The organism is Achromobacter sp. RT286_PF, from assembly GCF_059760425.1.
In genome coordinates, this window is sequence record NZ_JCBAMR010000028.1 from 1 (window position 1) to 18,675 (window position 18,675).

An 18,675-nucleotide genomic window follows, 5' to 3' on the forward strand; every position below is an offset into this window, starting at 1 on the left:
TCGTCAGCTTTCTGGATGGCGATAGCTCGCAGCCGATCGTCACGGGCAGAACGCACCGGTCGATCAACCCGCCGCCCTACGAGCTGCCGCGCCACAAAACGCGCATGACGATCAAAAGCCAGACGCACAAGGGCGAGGGCTATAACGAGCTGCGCTTTGAAGACGAACGGGATCAAGAAGAGATCTACGTTCACGCGCAAAAAGACCAGAACCTCCACGTCAACCACAACGAGACCACCTTCGTCGGCAACGACCGCAGCGAACAGGTCGAGCATGACGAAACCATCACCATCGGCCACGACCGCAGCGAATCGGTGGGCAGCGATGAACAGGTCCACATCGGCCAGGACCGCCGCCACACCGTCGGCCAGGACGACTTCCTGACCATCGACCGCAACCACACCATCGCCACCGGCCGCGACCGCACGGAAGACGTGGGCAACAACCGCCGCGACAAGACGGTGGCCAATCACTGGATTGAAACGGGCGGCCATGTGGAACACAAGGTGCAGGGGCATTTCCAGGTGCATGCGGGCGAGCGGATCGAGGGCAAGACGGTGACGCTGGAATTGCAGGCCGCGCAAAGCGTGGTCATCAAGGGGCCGGGCGGCACCATCACGATCAACGGCTCCGGCATCACATTGGAAGCACTTGCCATCAACCTAAAAGGCCCGGTGGCGCAGGCGGGCGGCGGCGGCAATTCCCTGTCGATGGCGGGCGATGTCGTCGAAGGCTTGCTGGACGATTGCATGGAACGCGCGCGATGACGGGGCGCACGGTGACGTTGGGCAATATGACGGCGGCTACGAAGGCGGCTACGAAGGGGGCGGTCCGGCCCGCGGCACGCATGATGCCGACAGACACCACGACGCCAGGCACGATGGCCGCCCTGGTCGCAGAGCGCCGCGCAGCAGATGACAGCGTCTACCTGTTGTTGAATCCCCTGGCGGACTGCGCGCCGGAGCATGGGCTGAGTCTTGCGTCGTTGACCCAGGTGTTGGGCGCCGGTGCGTCAACGACCGTCGCGCGCCCCGACCTGGCCCACTCGCCAAAGGCATGCCCAGTGCTGGTCCGGTTGGCGGGATGTGCGGATGTGCCCGCGCCCGAACTCATGGAGCTGGCCCGACGCCTTGCGCAGGCGGACGCCGCCCGCCGCCGTCGCTATGTGTGCGGCTGCCTGCTCAGTCCCCTGGACGGGCAGACGTTGGCCGATCACGTGGCCGCGCGCTGCATGGACTTTTCGGCCGATTCCCCGCGCGGAATGTCACCATGGTTTGAACCGTTGCGCCTGGAACTGCTGGCCGCGTCCATCCACGCTGAAACGCTGGGGCCGCTGATGTGGCCGATACGCACGTGGTTGCTGCCCACCAGTTGGGGATCGCTTGCGATGGTGAGTGGTTTCCAGCGCAGTACGGGGATTGATGTCGGGATTGGAACAACAAGCGCGACGATGACCGGGCCAGCGGCCGGCACCGCGCTTCAGCCGTCGATCCAGCTCCCAGCGCTTGCCCGACAGACTCAACGTGACGCGCCGCTAATTGCGCAACTGCTGTCGGCCTGGCGCCGATCGCTGCAATTGCCATTGTCGTACGCAACGGGTCGCTGGCAAGGTCCCTCGCTATTGCCCCCGCAGGCCGCCGCACAAGCCTTTCGCTGGATACGCCAAGCACGGCAGGCGGGGCTGTCGGATACGCGGGACATCATCGTGCTGGCGCTGCATCAAGCCGCAATACACCCGCGCTTACTCGATTACGAACCGCTGCGACTCGCACTTGCCCGTGCAGCGCCCGGCGGTGCGTCCACCGTGCTGGCTGCGTATGGCGACCATGCCTGGCACCGCATTGCCACCCATCTTGACCAAGTAGGTTCCCCGCCATGACCACCAGCAGCCAATTAGCTATTGCCGCCCAAGAGACGTCGCCCCTGCCATTGGGCAGCTGCCCCGCCTGCCGGCGCACCGGCATCCCGATCCTGTTGCTGCGCCCGGCCGTCATTCCCAAGGCAGCATCGTTGCACAGGCACGGCGCAACGACGCACCCCGACTTGCAACAGTCGCTGCGCATTCTGCGTAGTGGATACGTCTACGTGCTGTTGGACCATGAGGTCTGGCAGGCGTACGAAGTCACTGACGCCGGTCACTTGCGTCAATTCGACCCTTACGAGATGGCCAAGGGCCCACCCGCGCTCTTGTCCGAACGCTGCGTCCAAAGCGCGCACGATCTGCCGGCATCTTTTATCGGTATCGACGTGGATATGTACACGACAGCCTGGGTCGCGTACGCACAAGACCCGTGGCCCGTGGCGGTGCTGGACGCGTACAAGGCCGACGCGGGTGCCGCGAAGGCGGCGGGGGCCTCACAGCCGGCAGCGGGCGCCTCACACGGGACGGCACGCGCGGCACATGCAGTCGCTGGTGTCCAACAGGCGACAGCCAACTCGGACCACGCACTGCGCTTTGTCATCCTGGACCTATCCAAGCTGCGCAAAGAGCCCACGGCGGGAGGCGCGGCGCTGGCGCTGGAACACGCCCACCGCATCGATCGACACATAGCAGAGTACAGCCACGCCGTCCGTGATTTTGGCAGCGTTCATGGCTGGCATTCGCGGGTATTGCAGGCTACGGGCATGCGCAACTATCTGAGGCTGATGGAGCTTCAGCACGATCTGGCCAAGGGCGTGCCCGGGCTGATCCTGCCCGACCCGGTGGGCCTGGCGCAGGAATTGAACAACTTCCGTTTGGCCGCCTACACGCAAAAGCGCATGTGGGCGGAAGAGCCGCAGCGGCGCTATGCGTATCTGACCTCGCAATGTTTGCTGGGCATTGAACAGCTTTACGCCGCACAGGCCGATGCCGAGATACCGGACAGCCCCACCTACATGCTGGACACGATGCCCAGCGAATCCGGCATGGCGCCGATCTTCCGGGATCCGGCCTTGGAGCGCCGCGAACGCATCGCCTACAAGACCGAGCAGCGGATGGATCGGCTGAAGGAACGCTATTGGGAATCTGACCCGCCCTCCGAGCTAGGCCGCAAGGGCCGCGCCAGTTTTCAAGCGAGCTATGACCAGGAGTCCAAACGGCTGGAGGCAATCATCGATGCCTATGGCGAAGACTGGGCACAGGTTGTGCGCGGCGCAGCCTGGAAGCGGGTGGTAGACCTGGATTACAGCGACACCGATGAACGCTCGCGCCGCCTGCGCCTGCTGATGGTCAGCGCGTGCCTGGACGGCGGCATTACCGATGCGGTGTCTGTGCCGCTTGTCGTTGCGGGTAGCGGCGTTTCCTCCGCCGCCGCCAGTTCGGCTGCGACGGCGAATCCGCCGACTGCCGGACATACGGGTGGTGCTGCCGATCCCGCCCGCACCGACAATCCAGGTCCCACATCGCAGGCTTGGAAGCAGCTATTGTCCGACCCCCACAGCGCCGTCTATCTGGCGTTGAACGGCCAACGCAGCGATCTGCAATCCAGCTTTCTGCCCCTGTTCAGTGCCGGGGCTGGGGGCGGGGCCAACGACGCCGCGAAGAAATACTTCGACGCCGTCAAAAACCTGGTCAGCAGCAAAGAGATCGGCGCCTGGCGCGAAGGCTTGGCGGCGGACGCCGCGGACCAACTTCTGGCCGCCGTGCACGGCGCCAGCAGCCGCCTTCACGCCCAGTTAAACGACGCCACCCGCGCGGCCGTCAACGCCGTGCACGTCGGCGGCGCCTGGCTGTACCGTGGTGCGCAAATGACGCAGGTCGTGATCCAACTGACGGTCAGCGAACTCCTCGCCATTTACGCCGACGAACTGCAACGCGTCGGCGAATCCCTGAACCAAAACACCGGCCGCCGAGTACGCGCTTTCATCTTCGCCGGCCTGATCAGCGTCCCAGACCCTGCGTTGCACAAGCTGCTGGTCGACGTGACGATCTGGATGGAAGGCAGCGCGGAGGATATCGCCCAGAGAATAAAAACAATGAGGACCGGCGCGGCGGACGTGTCCGACGCAGCGCGAGACGCCGCGCACAGCATGCAAGCGGCCATTGATGACGTCACGCACAGTACGCGCGCCATGGCGGGCGGCCTGATGCGAAGACTGTCGATAGGCGTCCATCACCTGGAAGCCCCCGTGGCCGACCTGCTGATCGATCTGGAACTGACCGCCGAACAAGCCCGAGAATTCGCCAAGAACGGCTTCGTCAGCTTGAAGCGTCTGTCGGTAGGCTCGGGCTACGGCGCGCTATCGCTCGTCAGCCTTTACTTTCTGCACGACAGCGTACAAGCCAGCCTGGAATCCGCTCGAAACGCGGTGGGCGCGGAGCATGCAGAGGCGATGGCTGCGTTGTACGGAGCGGGCATCGGCATGCTAGGCGCGGGTGTCGAGGCGGGCGGGTTGGCGGTCAGTGTGGCAGGCGAGGCGGTCCAGCCGTTTATGCGGAGGATTGCGAATGCGGAGCTGGGCGTGGTCGCGAAGGCGATTGGGTTGGGGAAGGGGTTGGTGAAAGCGGGTGGGGCGATAGCGGCGTTGGGGGGAGTGGCGGATGGGGTTGGAAGTATGCGCGCCTTGTTGCGTGTTGCGAGGCAAGGCGATACATCAGCAGGACTGGCAAATGTAGTTGCCGCAGTTTTGTCAATCCTCGGAGGTGGCTTTGCCTGGGCTGGCGCGATTGGCAGCGGCGCGCTACTCGGGCCCTTGGGGATCGGTGTTGCGCTTGGGCTCGCGGCCTTTATCGCCGCAGGCACAGCAAAGAAAATGGAGTCGGATGCCCTGGAACTTTGGGCGCGACAGTCATATTTCGGAAAAGCCGAAATGGAGTTGAGGTGGGCCGAGGGGCATCAGATGGACTTTGCCGTTGCTGCGCTAAATGCCGCCGTTTTGGGAATGGAGGCATCCCTTGGATTTGACCCTGACAAGCGTGCCGTAGATTTGGATGGGCTGATCATAATGGACGTTTTGCAGGCTAAGGAAACAGGTGGATTTGAATACGGCACCGTGTTGAGCTATCGGGTCGTTCTCCCCGGTTTCGATCCGATCAGGTCACGCTACGAATTTACTCTGAGCATTGAGCAATTTGGCGTGGCGAAAGGTCGACGTAGCCAAGCGGTAGCGTCGGCTGTGCTCGCATCGGTGTATCACAACAGTCAAGTCGAAGCGCCCAAGTTGAGCGTTGCGCCCGAGCTAGTCCCGGAACAGATTTGGATGCCGGTCGAGGAGAGCCCCGTGTTGCGTTGCCGCTATTGGCTTGGAGGCGCGCACGCTCTCAAGAGCGCCACCATCGATATTCGCTACTGGCCAAACAAGGATGATGAGCTCGGACATGCCTGGCTATGCCGCAGGGAGCAGCCCTGATGCCCAGTCCTATGCTCGACCCGCCGTGTCCGGGGTGGAAGCGCGATTTGCCGGGACCGACTGACCCGCCCAAGGCGTTGGGTGGTCCAGAGCAGCCGCCAAACTACCTGGATGGCATCTATTTGGAACTGTCCAGACGTTCTTCGAGTGTCCGAGGAACCTTTGTTGTAACTGTTCCGTTGTGCGCCTACGCCTTCATTTGGCAGCTGACTATTGCCATCCGCTACGACTGGTTTTCGTCCGGGGATATGACGGATCGACTAATTGCTTTGTTCGTTATTGCGCTTTGTTCCGCAGGCTATTTTTACTTGGCCGCGTTTCTATACCACATAGACGTTTCTACACCACGCGATTTACCGATTCGGTTCAATCGAGTCCGTCGCAGGATCTACGTCTATGGGTTCCACCAGGTATGGTGGAATCCCTTCGGGGGCCGTTATGCAACCACCGCCAGCCACGACTGGAACGATGTGCGAGCCGAAGTGTGGGAGCAATGGGGGCCTACAGCCGGTGGTGGTCTCATCATCAAGTGGGGCGTCTCAATCGCCATCGTCAAGCCCGGCACGAACGAAGTCCTCGAACGCTTCCACCTCAGCACCTACAACAAGGACCTGGACAATCTCTGGGCCTATGTCTGCACCTACATGCAACTAGGCCCCGACGCCTTGCCGCCGTGCGACATCGAACCACGCGATGCGAATGACGTGCCGGCATACAACCTGGCGCTGCGTTGGGCGCCGTTGGTTGAATGGCCGGAGGCAATGGATATCGAATCGCGGAGCGCGCCGTGATGGTGCGGCTAGCGCGGGCGACTGCAATATCTTGGCCCCAGTGCGACTCTGTTTCGGCATACGGCGCGCTATCGCCTGTCAGCCTCTACTCTTTTCACGACAGCGTGCAAGCCAGCCTGGAATCCGCTCGAAACGCGGTGGGCGCGGAGCATGCAGAGGCGACGGCTGCGTTGTACGGAGCGGGCATCGGCATGCTAGGCGCGGGTGTCGAGGCGGGCGGGTTGGCGGTCAGTGTGACAGGCGAGGCGGTCCAGCCGTTTATGCGGAGGATTGCGAATGCGGAGCTGGGCGTGATCGCGAAGGCGATTGGGTTGGGGAAGGGGTTGGTGAAAGCGGGTGGGGCGATAGCGGCGTTGGGGGGGGGGTGACGGATGGGGTTGGGAGCTTTGGGGCTGCGGGGCGTGCCGGTGCGGTGGGGGACGGCGATGCAAGCACGACATACACCATCGCTGGATCGGTCTCATTTGCTGGAGCTGTCTTTAGCTTTATTGGGGCCGCGACTGGGGCCGTATTGATGGGGCCCCTAGGGATCGGGATTGCGGCCGGGCTTTTGGCATTCACTCTGTTGCAGGCTGCAAAAGCTCAAGAGTCAGACGCCCTGGAGTTATGGGCTCGTCGTTCGTATTTCGGTCAGGCAGAAGCCAACGTCCGATGGCTGAAGGCCGACCAAATGGATGCCGCCATCTCGGAGCTGAATGCCGCACTTATCGGTATGGAGGCGATCCTCGGCTTTCGTTCGATCAAGCGGCCAATGGATGTCGATTCGCTCCTGAAGACCGATATATTGCATATCCAGGCAACGGGCGGCATGGAATCGAGCTCGGAGCTCGGCTATCGAATCGTCCTGCCGGGCTTCGATCCGGAGGTGTCACGCTATGAATTCAAGCTTCTTGTAGAGTGCTTCGGGGTAAACAAAGTCGGACGACATACTCCGGCGACGGTAGAAGGCGTTCTTGAGTCCGTCCATCACAACAGCGTCCTAAGTGCTCTCACTCTCGATGAATTCCGGTGGTTGACGCCTAGAGGCCAGGTGTTGCCGACTAAGGAAGCGCCAGTGCTAGCCTGCAATTACTGGCTGGAGCCCTTGCACGGACTCAAGACTGCAACGGTCAGCATCATCTATTGGTGCGACAAGGACGATCTTGCCGGATATGCCAGCGTCACAAGGACGGAGGAGGCGTGATGGCGCGATCCAAACTCATTCCTTCGTGTGCGGGATGGCAGCGCGATTTGTCGGGCCCAAATGAAAAGCCCGTTGTGACGCCAAGCATCAGGACGGATGCCCCCAATCACGTTGACTACATCTACTTGGAATTATCCAGACGTTCATCCACCGTTCGGGGGCTATTGCTGTTCGCGGTGGTCTTAACAGGTTATTGCGCCATCGTTGAGTCGCCACTCGTCCTTTTTAGAGTGATTTTGCGCGCGCTTTCCACTTTCAGTGCATTCCATCTGCTTATGGTTTTAGCCGCGTTGCTCGCCATGGCGTTATGCATCTGGATCACCGTGCTTGTTTATCGAATCGAGGTGACGCAACCCCGCGACCTCCCCATCCGCTTCAACCGTCTCCGCCGAAAAATCTACGTCTACGGTTTCCAAATGGTCTGGTGGAAACCCTTCTCCCGCTGGTACGTCACCACCGCCAGCTACGACTGGGACGACGTTCGCGCGGAAGTCTGGGAACAATGGGGGGCGTCATCCAGCGGCACCCTGATGATCAAGTGGGGCCTCTCACTCGCCATCGTCAAACCCGGCACGAACGAAGTTATCGAACGTTTCCACCTCAGCACCTACAACCAAGACCTGGACAATCTCTGGGCCTACGTCTGCACCTACATGCAACTAGGCCCCGACGCCTTGCCCCCGTGCGACATCGAACCACGCGATGCGAATGACGTGCCGGCATACAACCTGGCGCTGCGTTGGGCGCCGTTGGTTGAATGGCCCGAGGCAATGGATATCGAATCCCGGAGCGCGCCGTGATCCGCGATACCAGAGTGAATCAAGCTCGCGAAACAGCCAGAGGCTGACCCCTCCGCTGCCTTACTTCCAGCCACCGCCCCACCGCCTTCCTCCACGCCTCACTTCGCGATGCGCGCATCCAGACTGTTATCCGCCAGCGCCTTCGCCTGATCTTGCGTCATGCCCAAATGCTCATGCAGCGCCTGAAAATTCTCGGTCACATACCCGCCGAAATAAGCCGGATCATCCGAATTCACGGTGACCTTCACGCCCGCGTCCAGCAGCGACAGGATGTTGTGGTCGCGCATGTGTTCGAAGACGCGTAGCCGGGTGTTGGATAGCGGACAGACGGTCAGGGGGATCTGTTCGTCGATCAGCCGCGCGATCAGGTTCGGGTCTTCGGCAGCGCGCACGCCGTGGTCCACGCGCAGCACCTTCAACAGGTCCAGCGCTTCCCAGATGTACTCGGGTGGGCCTTCTTCGCCCGCATGCGCCACGGCGGGCAGCCCTTCGGCGCGGGCGCGGTCGAAGACGCGCTGGAACAAACGCGGCGGGAAACCTTTTTCGCTGCTGTCCAGGCCGACGGCGATGAATGCGTCGCGAAAGGGCAGGGCCTGTTCCAGCGTGCGCATGGCTTGCTCTTCGGGCAGGTGGCGCAGGAAGCTCAGGATCAGTCCGCTGGATACGCCCAGCTGCTTGCGGCCGTCTTCCAGTGCGCGGCTGATGCCATCCAGCACGACCTGGAACGGAATACCGCGATCGGTGTGCGTTTGCGGATCGAAGAAGGGTTCGGTGTGCACCACGTTCTGCTCGCGGCACTTCAACAGGTAGGCCCAGGTCAGGTCGTAGAAGTCCTGCTCGGTGCGCAGCACGTCCGCGCCCATGTAATACAGGTCCAGAAATTCCTGAAGGTTGCCGTAGTTGTAGGCGCCGCGCAGCGCATCGATGTCGGGCCAGGGCAGCGCAACACCGTTGCGATGCGCCAGCTGGAACAGCAGCTCGGGTTCCAGCGAGCCTTCCAGGTGCAGGTGCAGTTCCGCCTTGGGCAGTGCGTTGAGCCAGTCGTACATGGGTGCTCCGAAAAAAAGGGGCGTGTTCAGAAAAAGAGGATCGGCGAAAAGTGCCGGCGTTATAACGAACGATCACGCGGCCAGCGCGATGTCGTCCGCTTCGATGGCCTGCGCCAGATGCGCCGCGAAAGCGCGGGCCTGTCGGGTGCTGGGGCGGTCGCGCCGCCAGATCGCGGCAAGCGGGGACTTCTTGATCGCGGGGCGCGCGGGCAGCACGACCAGTTCGCCGCGAGCCTGGCGCACTGTGGCCACGCTGCCGGGCAGCATCCACAGGTAGTGCCCGTCCAGCAGCATTTCGCGGCCAAACTCCAGGGACAGGGCGCCGATCATATCCGGAATCGCCAAACCGGCCTGGCGCAGGGACATTTCCAGCTCGCCTCGGATACGGCTGCCAGGCAACGCGGTGATCCAGGGGTAAGCCACATAGTCAGCCAGCGTCGTGCCTGCCACGCCGGCCAACGGATGGTGCGTGGCGCAACCGAGCACGACGGCGTCTTCCAGCAAGGTGGTGGAACGATAGATCTGCGGGTTGACGGTGGACGAAAATCGGCTGATCAGCACGTCCAGCGCGCCCGCATCCAGGTCTTCGATCAGGCGTTCGTGCGTGCCGATCTCGATGGTCAGCGTGATGCGCGGATAGGCTTGTCGAAACGAGCGCGCCGCCTGCGCCACCGGCCAGCCGGCAAACATCGAGAAGCAGCCGACGGTCAGACTGCCTTCGTCGCCGCGCGACACGGCGGCCAGGTCGATCTCTGCCTTGCGAAAATCCGTCAGCAGCAGGCGGGCGTGGCGGCACATCGCCTCGCCCAGCGGCGTGCAGGTGGTGCCCTTGGCCGTGCGCTCGAACAGGCGCGCGCCCACCAGCTCTTCGATCTCGGCGATGGCGCGCGACAAGCCGGATTGCGTGCTGTGCAGCTGCGCCGCCGCTTTGGACAGGTTGCCCAGCTCGGAGACGGTCAGCACGATTTCCAGGTGCCGGATGCGAAGTTTGCCTCGGAACGGTGTCATGGTGCGTGGCCGGTGGAGATGTGCCGATTATTCTCCGCCGCGCACCGCTTGGCAACGGCGGGGCGGGTTTCAGATATAGTTCAGCGCCGATCTCGGCTGGACGCGCGCAACCATGAATTCATCCAAGTTTTCCGCCCGACCGCTTGCTACGCCCTGCGCGAGCCGCGCGCGTTCGCTTGTCCGCATGGGGGCGGCCGGCCTGTTGACGTTGACCTTGGCCGCTTGCGGCGTGTCGCGCGTGGATGAAGTGGCCGTCACGTGGCCGTCGTTCAAAAGCGGCGAGCCGGTGGTGCTGCCTTCGGATCCCGCGCAATGTCCGGAGCTGGCGGGCACCTATCGCGCCCGGGGCGAATTGCGCGCGGGCGAAGAAAACGGGGCGTTAAAGGACTTGCGCACCTTCTTCCTGTATCCGCTGGACTTGCCCGGCATGCGCGAATCGCTGCTGCCGGAATGGCGGTCGACGGATCAGGCGACTGTGTCGATGGCGGCCGAGGGCCGGGGCTGGAGCGTGCTGGCGCTGGACGGGCAGGGCGCGAGGTCCGCCGCGCGGCTGCCGATGCAGGACGGCGCGCAGGATATGACGGCCATGCCGGGCGATGCGCGTTTGAACATGCCCGACGGCATCCGGCGCTACACCGGCTGCACCCAGGGCAGGCTTTGGGTCAGCGTGCGGCACGATTGGCGCCAGCATGAAGCCATGGGTGTGCGACGCCACGTGGCAATGTTTCGACCTCAGGATGGCGGCCTGCTGGTGACGGTGCAGCGCGAGTCTGACAGCATCGGCTTGCTGCCGTGGTATTCCAACGAAAGCAGTGTGTCGCAATATTGGTTCGCGCCGGTTCAGCCCTGATTTTCATCCCGTATTTCATGCCCCCATGACTCGTAAAAACCTGCTTATCGTTGCCTTGGTCTTCATCGCCTTCATCCTGCTGACCGCGTTGTTCTGGCGGCAGCAGTTTGCACATAACCCGCCTTCGCTGCGCGGCATGATCGAAGACCCGGTGGGCAATGACGCGCACGTGTATGGCGAGTCGCCGCGTCAGGACGCCCTGGCGCAGCGCGCCTTGCTGGCCGATGCGCAGCGCGGCAATCCCGATGCGCAGTACGTGCAGGCGATGATTCTGGAACAGACGGATATGAAAGCCGCCCTGCACTGGTACGAAGCCGCCGCTGCGCAAGGCCTGGAGGCGGCCATCGAACGCTTGCAGCAGCTGCGCGGCGACGCGGTGCCTCGGTAGGCGGCGGTGGATACGCCCGGCGCGAAGCGACCTGAAGCCGCATCCACCAGCGTGGGGCTTGAGGCGGGCGTAGACGACCACGCAGCCGGCGGCGCCGGCCAGTCAGCGTATCCCCAGGCTGACCTCTCGGGCGCCCGTTTCATAGTGGGGCCGCTCGGCCCGCATGTGCTGGAAATGGTATTGACCGGCTGGGCCAGCATGCTGGCGGTCTTCGCTGTGGAATTCCTGTCGCTGCTGTATCTGGGCACCTTGCAGAACGAAGCCGTGATGGGCGCGGTGGGCTTTGGGTCGATGACGCAGTTCACGATCACGTCCGTGTGCATCGGCGTCACCGTGGGCGGCGCCGCGCTGGTGTCGCGCGCCCTGGGCGCGGGCAATGCGGCGCGCGCGCGCACGTTGGCCGGTGCGTCGCTCATCTTGATGGCAGGGTCCGCGCTGGCGGCCGGTGTCCTCTTTTTGGCGGCAATCGGCCCGTTCACGGCGGCGATCAATTTGGCGCCCGACATGCGCGAACACCTGTTGTCCTACGTGCTGATCACGACGCCGTTCGCAGCGGTGATGGGCATCGGCATGATGTTGTCCAACCTGCTGCGGGCATCGGGGCGCGGCAGGCAGTCCATGTGGGTGCTGTTGGCGGGCACGATGACGGTGGCGGTGCTGGATCCCATCGTCATCTTCGTGCTGGACGGCGGCATGCAAGGCATTGCGTGGGCGGGCGGGGTGGGGCGCATGGCCACCGTGGCGTTGGGCGGCTGGTTGGTGTTCGGTAAGCATCGCCTGGTGGCTTGGCCTGGGCGGGCCGCGCTGCTTGGCGACCTGGCCGCCATAGGCAGGATCGCGCTGCCGGCCGCATTGACCGCGCTGGCGACGCCAGCGGCCGTGATCTTCACCGTGTCGACCTACGCCACGTTCGGCCCCAGCGTCATGGCGGGGGCGACGGTGGTCGACCGCGTGTTGCAACTGGCTTATTCGCTTTACTTCGTGCTGCCCGGCGCGATAGGCCCCATTCTTGGACAGAACCTGGGCGCGGGCCAATGGGACCGTGTCAGGCAGGCGGTAAGCCTGACGTCGCGCTGGGCTGTGGTGTATGGCCTGGGTGCGGCGACCTTGCTGGCCCTGGCCGCGCCGTGGGTGGCCGACCTGTTCCGCATGACGGGGCCGGGGCGTGACCTGGTGATTTTCTTTTGCCGCTACGGCAGCTTCGCCTGGGCAGTAAACAGCCTGTTCTTCGTGTCGATCGCCGTGTTCAACAACCTGGGGTACGCCACGTATTCGACGATGATCGGTTGGCTGCGGTCCACGGTAGGCACGATGCCGTTTGTGTGGCTGGGCGCGCACTATGGTGGCGCCGAGGGCGTGCTGCTGGGACAGGCGCTGGGCTTTGCGGTGTTCAGCCTGATTGCGATGGCGGTCTGCCTGCGTGTGTTGCGCGCGCCGCCGGTCGATAAAGCGCAGTCCCACGCGGCCTGACGTCAGGCGGGGCGGCAAGGGGCGACGCAAAAACATCACTGCGCCGCGTTCGATTTCGGCGGCCGGTCGCGGTACGATCCGGGCTGACTTGGATTTTTCAGGAATACCATGCGTCTGCGTTCTTCACGCCCTCGAATCGATTCCCCTGGCCTGTCGCGCCTTGTGTTGGCGGCGGCCATCATCGCCGTCGCGGGCGCTGCTCAGGCGCAATCGCCTGCGTCCGCCACCGGCACGCGCGTGCAGAGCGCGCCTGCGCCGGCCCAGCCGCCGCTGACGCCCAAGCGCAGTTTTGACGACGTTGTTGCCGAGCAGGAAGCCACAAAGGCCGGCGCCGCAACGCCCGCGCCGGCCCCCGCGTCGGCCCCCGCGTCGGCCCCCGCGTCGGCGCCCGCTGCCGCTCCGGCCGCTGCCGCTCCGGCCGCTGCTGCTCCGGCCGCTGCTGCTCCGGCCGCCGCTGCTCCGGCCGCCGCTGCTACGCCGGCCACTGCGACGCCCGCCGCGGCCCCCGCCGCTAGCGGGACGCCCGCTACTGCCGCCGCCGCGCCTGCCGCCGCCGCGCCGACGGTCATCATTCCGACCGAGCTGGACACGAAGGCGTGTATCGCCAAGTTGCGCAAGGGTGCCACCGCCAATGGCCTGACCGTGGCGGATTGGGATAAATACACAGCCAGCGCCAAGCTTCTGCCCACTACCGTTGCGTCCGCCAAGGGCCAGCCCGAAGGGCGCGAAAGCTGGTGGGACTACATCGCCAAGACCGTGGACGACGAACGCGTCAATGACGGCCTGGCGGTGATGAAGAAGGTGGGTCCGCAACTGGCCACCATCAGCCAGCAATACCAGGTGGACCCCGCCACGCTGGTGGCGATTTTTGGTATTGAAACGAACTACGGCCGGCAGATCGGCAAGACCGACGTGCTGAACGCCTGGTTGACGCGCGCCTGCACGGAAAACAAAACGCTGTGGGAAAAAAACGCCTACGCCTCGGTGCGCCTGCTGCGTGACGGCACGGTGCCGGCGGACAGCTTCGTGGGTTCCTGGAGCGGCGCTTTCGGGATGACGCAGTTCATTCCGACGTCCTTCTACGAACTGGCCGCCGATGGCGACGGCGATGGCCGCATCGATCTTTACAATTCGCTGCCTGACGCGCTGGCGTCTACCGCCAACCATCTGCGCAAGCGCCGCGCCAAGTGGACGCATGGGCTGCCGGCCGTGGTGGAAGTGCGCGTGCCGGCCGAATTGGCCGCCGCCATCCCGCCTGAACCGGACGCGGAGTATGTGGGCTCGCAAGACCGCCGCACGATTGCCCAGTGGGCGCAGGCCGGCTTGAAGCAGGGTGATGGGTCGGTGCTGAAGCTGCCGTCGGGCAATGACGAGCAAGCCTATCTGTTCGCGCCCACCGGCGCCAAGGGGCCGGTGTTTCTGGCGACGGTGAACTTTGACGCCATCCTGCATTACAACCAGTCGCGCCGTTATGGGCTGGCGGTGTCGTTGCTGCTGAACCGCTTGCAGGGCCGCCCGGGCATCATCGCGGCGTGGCCGACAGATGACCCCGGCCTGTCGCGCGCCGAGATCAAGCAGTTGCAAGAAGAGCTGTACGGCCGCGGCTACGACGTGGGCGAGGCGGACGGCATACCCGGCGCCAAGACCCGCGACGCGGTGCGCGCCGAACAGGAACGCCGCAACCTGCCGCAAGATGGCCGGGTGGGCAAACGCATTCTGGATGCGCTGAAGGCCGACAAGCCCGACGCCCTGCGCGCGCGGCCCGCGAAGTAAGCCCGCCGTACCGGGGCGGCTACTGTCATGCGTCGCCTTGCGCCGCTATGATGTAGCCGCCCCGTTTTCTTTTCGACTGTCATGCCGCACGCCGCATTTCCTGACGTTTTCCTGACACCCCGCTTGCGCGCCGAGCGCATGCGTCAGTCGCACCTGTCGTTCATCACGCGGATGCATGCTAATGCGGACGTGATGGCCACCATGGGCGGTACGCGCGACGCCGCCGCCAGCCGGTTGTACTTGGCGCAAAACGTGGCCCATTGGCTGGACCATGGCTACGGCATGTATGTGCTGCAAACGCGGGAGCATGGCGCGTTGGCAGGGCGCGCCGGCCTGAAGTTCACGCTTACCGATGAAGGCGGCGCCATCGAGCTTGCCTACGCGTTCGAGCCGGATTGCTGGGGCCGGGGTTACGCCGTCGAGATCTCAACGGCGCTGGCCGGATTGGGTTTCAGGCTGCTGCCGGTGGACACGTTGTGCGCGGTCGCGATCCGATCCAACGCGGCATCGCGCCGGGTGTTGGAGAAGATCGGCATGCGCCTGCTTGGCGATGTGGAGGTGGCAGCTGACGACGCCAGCGCCAACAACGCCAACAACGCCAACGCCAAGCCCGACTCCGACACCAAGGTCCGCTACGAGATCCACCGCAGGCAATGGCGCGACCAGCAAGACGTGGCCGATGCAAATACAGCGTTGCCGTCGCGTTAACATCCGGCCATGAGCACCCGCCTACCGACCCCTCCCGACGACGATCCCATCCCCGTCCCGCCGGAACCGCCCGCGCCGGACGAATGCTGCAACAGCGGCTGCATCCCCTGCGTGTACGACCGGTATGACGAAGCCATGGAAAACTATCGCCAGGCCTTGAAAGCCTGGCGTAGCCGCCATGAGGCGGTCAGCCCGCCAGCTTCATGTGAATGATGGGGAAGGGGCGGCCGGCGTCATCGTGCGCCGAGCGGCCGGTGTCGACGAACCCGTAGTGCTTGTAGAAGCCATGCGCCTGCGGGTTTTGTTCATTGACGTCCACCAGCAGCGTGCCATGCAGTGAACGGGCAAAGTTCAACAGGCGGCGGCCCGCGCCCTTGCCGCGCTTGCTGGCATCCACGAACAGCATGTCGACCTTGTTGCCCGTCAGCCCCATGAAGCCGGCGATGTCGCCGTCTTCGTCTTCGCAGACCCACACCCGCACGGACGGCAGGTAAGTGTTGAGGACCTGCGGGTACATGCCCTGGATTTCTTTTTCGGTCAGGAAGGAATGCGTGGCGCGCACCGAACGGAGCCAGATGTCCGCCAGGGCCAGGTCGTCGCCGTGATTGCGTTCTCGGATATTCATTTCTTATTGGTCTTTACAGCCCTGAGCGGTACAGGTCAGTCGCCGCCAGGACGGTTTCCATTTGCACAGTATGCGCGAAGATAAAGCGGTCGCCGTAGACCGTTTCATCCGGAAACTCGGAAATCAGCGCCAGCGGAAGTTCTTCGCGGTCGGTCTCGGTGATCTGCACGGGAATGCCGTTCATGACATCGAATCCCGTTTCGAGCGCATGCGCGTGAAACAGTTCCAATTGGCGCGCATTGAATTCCACCAGCCCCGGCACGTTACGCGCCAGCCGCGCGGTGACGCCTTCTATCAGGCGGCGCGCTCGGTCGCCCCAGCCCGGATGATGGCGCAGCACCAGGAAGAATCCCTTGGGAATCGTCCACAGCTCAAAATTGCGGGGCAGGTAGCCCGATAGCGGCCGGGTCCATTCGTGCGCGGGGTAGCCGTGCAGGTTGATGTGCAATTGCGCGCCGCTGATGGCATGCGCCTGATGGCGCCCGTCGCGTTCGAAAAACGGGGCGTGCTCGCGATACGCGATGTCGTCGCCTAGCGCGCTGTAGCGCGAGGCATGCAGCATGTGGCGCGGGTGGTGTTCGCGCAGGCGGTTGAACAGGGCGTAGCCATCGGGGTTTTCCAAGGCGATCAGCGCGAAGTGCGCGTCGCCGCGTTCGGCCAGCGCCTGGGTGGCGCGCAATGCGCCGACGACGCCCGAGGTTTCATTGGCATGCTGCGCGCCCGAAATGAACACGGCGGGGCCGGGGCCACGGACATAAGTCCCCAGCACCGGGCGGCCTTGACGCGACACTGCCTGGAAGGTGTCGCCGCCAAAAGCCGCCACACAGCCGGCGATCTGGCCCGTCGTCAGCGGCTCGCGGCATTGCGCCAGCGGGGCGTTGGGCAGGACGGGCGTGACCGGTGCGACGTGCGTAAACGGCTCAAGCGATATCTGCACGCGCGCCGCGCCGTCATGCCGGCGGATGTCGGGAATGATCTGGCCGGGTTGCAAGCCGCGGTCACCCGACGGGCGGCCGGAATGATGCTGGAAATGTTCCAGCAACGTGAAATACACGTCTTCGTGCAGGGCTTCGAAGGTGCTGACGATTTCTTCGTCTACCGGCAGCGCGAAGTCCATGCCGGGCAGGTCCACGCGGATCTCCAGGCGGTCGAAATACGGTTCATGCGCGCCCCACGGGTGGTTGCGCACCGTGTCCACGATGCTGCGGAACACCTGCTGGTATTCCGTCGATTGCGCGCCATCGGTTTGCACGACGCCGTCGGCGTCCTGCACGCGCAGCCAACCGGTAGGCGACAGTTCGGGCGTTCCATCCTGGGCCGCGCCCACGACGTTGGGGGCGAACACGCGTGCGTCAACCTGGCGGCCGTCGGCGTAGGTCAGGGTGACGTCGTAATGCAAGTCGTTGGCGCCGGCCTGCATGACGACGCGCACGCCGTCCAGCAAAGCAACCAGCGGATATGCTTCGAGCGTGAAGCGCTTGGCCTGCGCGTGTTCATGCAGCGGGTAGCGCACCAGCGCGGACACCAGGCCCTCGCGCTGGACGTCTTCCAAAAAGAAATGCAGCAGCGGCTTGTAGGCGCTGCGAAAACGCGCGGTGACGCCGGCCTGCGCCAGCCGGGCCTGCGCCGCGCGGCGGGCTTGCACGCCTTCGAACAGCCAGCCTTCCACGACCGCGCCACGCCAGGCGGGCGCCAGGTAGGCATGGGTCCAGGCGTCCAGCGTGCGGTCAAATGTTTTATCAAGCAAAGACATGCTTTGTGTTCCTTCGGGGTTCAGGCGGCGTCCTGCAAATTCACAAATGCCCCTTGCGGGGCATTTGGTCTTTTACACCTTTCCGGTGGGGTCCAGCCGGTCGCGCAGCCAATCGCCCAGCAGGTTCAGGCCTAACACGGTCAGCATGATCGCCACGCCGGGAAAAACGCTGACCCACCATGCGGTCTGCATATACGTGCGGCCATCGGCCAGCATGCCGCCCCAACTGGGAATCATGGGATCCACGCCCAGGCCCAGGAAGGTCAGGCTGCTTTCCAGGAGGATGTTGTTGGCCACGTTCAAGGTCATCAGGATCACCAGCGGGCCCAGCAGGTTGGGCACGATGTGGTGGCGGATCATGGCCAGGTCACGCACGCCGAAGGCGCGGGCGGCCAACACGAATTCGCGTTCGCGCAGCGCCAGCACCTGGGCGCGCACCAGCCGCGCATACTGCACCCACTGCGACACGATCATGAAGAAGATCACGTTGAACAGGCCGCCGCCCAGGATGGCAATGAACGTGATGGCCACCAGGATGAAAGGCAGCGCCAGCTGCACGTCGGCAAAGCGCATGACGATCATGTCCCAGAAGCCGCGGTAGTAGCCGGCGATCAGGCCCATGACGATGCCCAGCAGCGCGCCGCCGATCACGGACGCAAAGCCCACCATCAACGAGATCTTGCCGCCGACGATCACACGCGCCAGCACGTCGCGGCCCAGCGGGTCGGTGCCGAAGGGATGCGCGGCCGACGTGAACGGGGCCATCAGGCGGGCGGCCAGGTCCATGGATTCGCCGCCATCGGGAAACAGCCAGCCCGACGTCAGCACCAACAGGATCATCACGCCGGTCAGCAACGCACCCAGCACGAATTCCAGCGAACGATAGCGGCTGCGCGGCTTGAAAGGCTTGGGCGCGGCGGCGGTGGAGGAGGTTGTCTGCATAAGG

The 18,675-nt window shown here is 64.1% G+C and carries 17 protein-coding genes; 12 read left to right on the forward strand and 5 right to left on the reverse strand.

What is annotated here, in order from left to right:
• The 6 genes from AC6LJY_RS19725 to AC6LJY_RS19750 all read left to right on the forward strand — a co-directional run.
• On the forward strand, window positions 1-767 hold a 767-nt coding region (locus AC6LJY_RS19725; protein WP_498136586.1), incomplete at its 5' end, for a bacteriophage T4 gp5 trimerization domain-containing protein.
• Between the two features lie 80 nt (window positions 768-847).
• On the forward strand, window positions 848-1,879 hold the full coding sequence (locus tag AC6LJY_RS19730; protein ID WP_498136587.1) for a hypothetical protein: 1,032 nt from the start codon (window positions 848-850) through the stop codon (window positions 1,877-1,879).
• A complete protein-coding gene (locus AC6LJY_RS19735) occupies window positions 1,876-5,331 on the forward strand; it encodes a T6SS effector BTH_I2691 family protein (protein ID WP_498136588.1) in 3,456 nt (1,151 codons plus the stop codon). The genes AC6LJY_RS19730 and AC6LJY_RS19735 overlap by 4 nt, the downstream gene beginning before the upstream one ends.
• Window positions 5,331-6,122 carry a DUF6708 domain-containing protein gene (locus AC6LJY_RS19740; protein WP_498136589.1) on the forward strand — a complete coding sequence of 264 codons (792 nt, stop codon included), beginning with the start codon at window positions 5,331-5,333 and terminating at the stop codon, window positions 6,120-6,122. The genes AC6LJY_RS19735 and AC6LJY_RS19740 overlap by 1 nt, the downstream gene beginning before the upstream one ends.
• A 550-nt stretch (window positions 6,123-6,672) precedes the next feature.
• A complete protein-coding gene (locus AC6LJY_RS19745; RefSeq protein WP_498136590.1) occupies window positions 6,673-7,305 on the forward strand; it encodes a hypothetical protein in 633 nt (210 codons plus the stop codon).
• A complete protein-coding gene (locus AC6LJY_RS19750; protein WP_498136591.1) occupies window positions 7,305-8,105 on the forward strand; it encodes a DUF6708 domain-containing protein in 801 nt (266 codons plus the stop codon). The genes AC6LJY_RS19745 and AC6LJY_RS19750 overlap by 1 nt, the downstream gene beginning before the upstream one ends.
• A 98-nt stretch (window positions 8,106-8,203) precedes the next feature.
• Here the strand turns inward: AC6LJY_RS19750 and AC6LJY_RS19755 are convergent, their stop codons facing one another.
• Together AC6LJY_RS19755 and AC6LJY_RS19760 are read right to left on the reverse strand one after the other, a co-directional pair.
• Window positions 8,204-9,154, reverse strand: a complete 951-nt coding sequence (locus tag AC6LJY_RS19755) for an adenosine deaminase (RefSeq protein ID WP_498136592.1) — start codon at window positions 9,152-9,154, stop codon at window positions 8,204-8,206.
• A gap of 72 nt (window positions 9,155-9,226) precedes the next feature.
• Window positions 9,227-10,162: a LysR family transcriptional regulator gene (locus AC6LJY_RS19760; RefSeq protein ID WP_120156300.1), complete on the reverse strand. Its 936-nt coding sequence runs from the start codon at window positions 10,160-10,162 to the stop codon at window positions 9,227-9,229.
• A gap of 112 nt (window positions 10,163-10,274) precedes the next feature.
• Between AC6LJY_RS19760 and AC6LJY_RS19765 the strand changes: the two genes are divergently transcribed.
• From AC6LJY_RS19765 to AC6LJY_RS19790, 6 genes are all read left to right on the forward strand, one after another.
• Window positions 10,275-11,012 (forward strand): hypothetical protein, encoded by a 738-nt coding sequence (locus AC6LJY_RS19765; protein WP_498136593.1) that lies wholly within the window; start codon window positions 10,275-10,277, stop codon window positions 11,010-11,012.
• Window positions 11,013-11,037: 25 nt separating this feature from the next.
• On the forward strand, window positions 11,038-11,400 hold the full coding sequence (locus AC6LJY_RS19770; protein WP_498136594.1) for a sel1 repeat family protein: 363 nt from the start codon (window positions 11,038-11,040) through the stop codon (window positions 11,398-11,400).
• A 6-nt stretch (window positions 11,401-11,406) separates the two neighbouring features.
• Window positions 11,407-12,870, forward strand: a complete 1,464-nt coding sequence (locus AC6LJY_RS19775) for an MATE family efflux transporter (RefSeq protein ID WP_498136595.1) — start codon at window positions 11,407-11,409, stop codon at window positions 12,868-12,870.
• A gap of 108 nt (window positions 12,871-12,978) precedes the next feature.
• On the forward strand, window positions 12,979-14,643 hold the full coding sequence (locus AC6LJY_RS19780) for a lytic murein transglycosylase (RefSeq protein WP_498136596.1): 1,665 nt from the start codon (window positions 12,979-12,981) through the stop codon (window positions 14,641-14,643).
• 81 nt (window positions 14,644-14,724) lie between these two features.
• On the forward strand, window positions 14,725-15,351 hold the full coding sequence (locus AC6LJY_RS19785; RefSeq protein ID WP_498136597.1) for a GNAT family N-acetyltransferase: 627 nt from the start codon (window positions 14,725-14,727) through the stop codon (window positions 15,349-15,351).
• A gap of 9 nt (window positions 15,352-15,360) precedes the next feature.
• The gene (locus AC6LJY_RS19790; protein ID WP_082134625.1) at window positions 15,361-15,564 is read left to right on the forward strand and encodes an oxidoreductase-like domain-containing protein; all 204 of its coding nucleotides are present in this window, start codon (window positions 15,361-15,363) and stop codon (window positions 15,562-15,564) included.
• Here AC6LJY_RS19790 and AC6LJY_RS19795 read toward each other — a convergent pair.
• The 3 genes from AC6LJY_RS19795 to AC6LJY_RS19805 all read right to left on the reverse strand — a co-directional run bounded on the left by AC6LJY_RS19795 (window position 15,539) and on the right by AC6LJY_RS19805 (window position 18,671).
• The gene (locus tag AC6LJY_RS19795; RefSeq protein WP_120156295.1) at window positions 15,539-15,976 is read right to left on the reverse strand and encodes an acetyltransferase; all 438 of its coding nucleotides are present in this window, start codon (window positions 15,974-15,976) and stop codon (window positions 15,539-15,541) included. The two genes, AC6LJY_RS19790 and AC6LJY_RS19795, sit on opposite strands and share 26 nt — an antisense overlap.
• Window positions 15,977-15,989: 13 nt before the next feature.
• Entirely contained in the window at window positions 15,990-17,729 is a 1,740-nt protein-coding gene (locus AC6LJY_RS19800) for a M14 family metallopeptidase (RefSeq protein ID WP_498136598.1), read from the reverse strand.
• Window positions 17,730-17,801: 72 nt separating this feature from the next.
• Window positions 17,802-18,671, reverse strand: a complete 870-nt coding sequence (locus tag AC6LJY_RS19805) for an ABC transporter permease (RefSeq protein ID WP_046806973.1) — start codon at window positions 18,669-18,671, stop codon at window positions 17,802-17,804.
• Window positions 18,672-18,675: the final 4 nt, after the last annotated feature.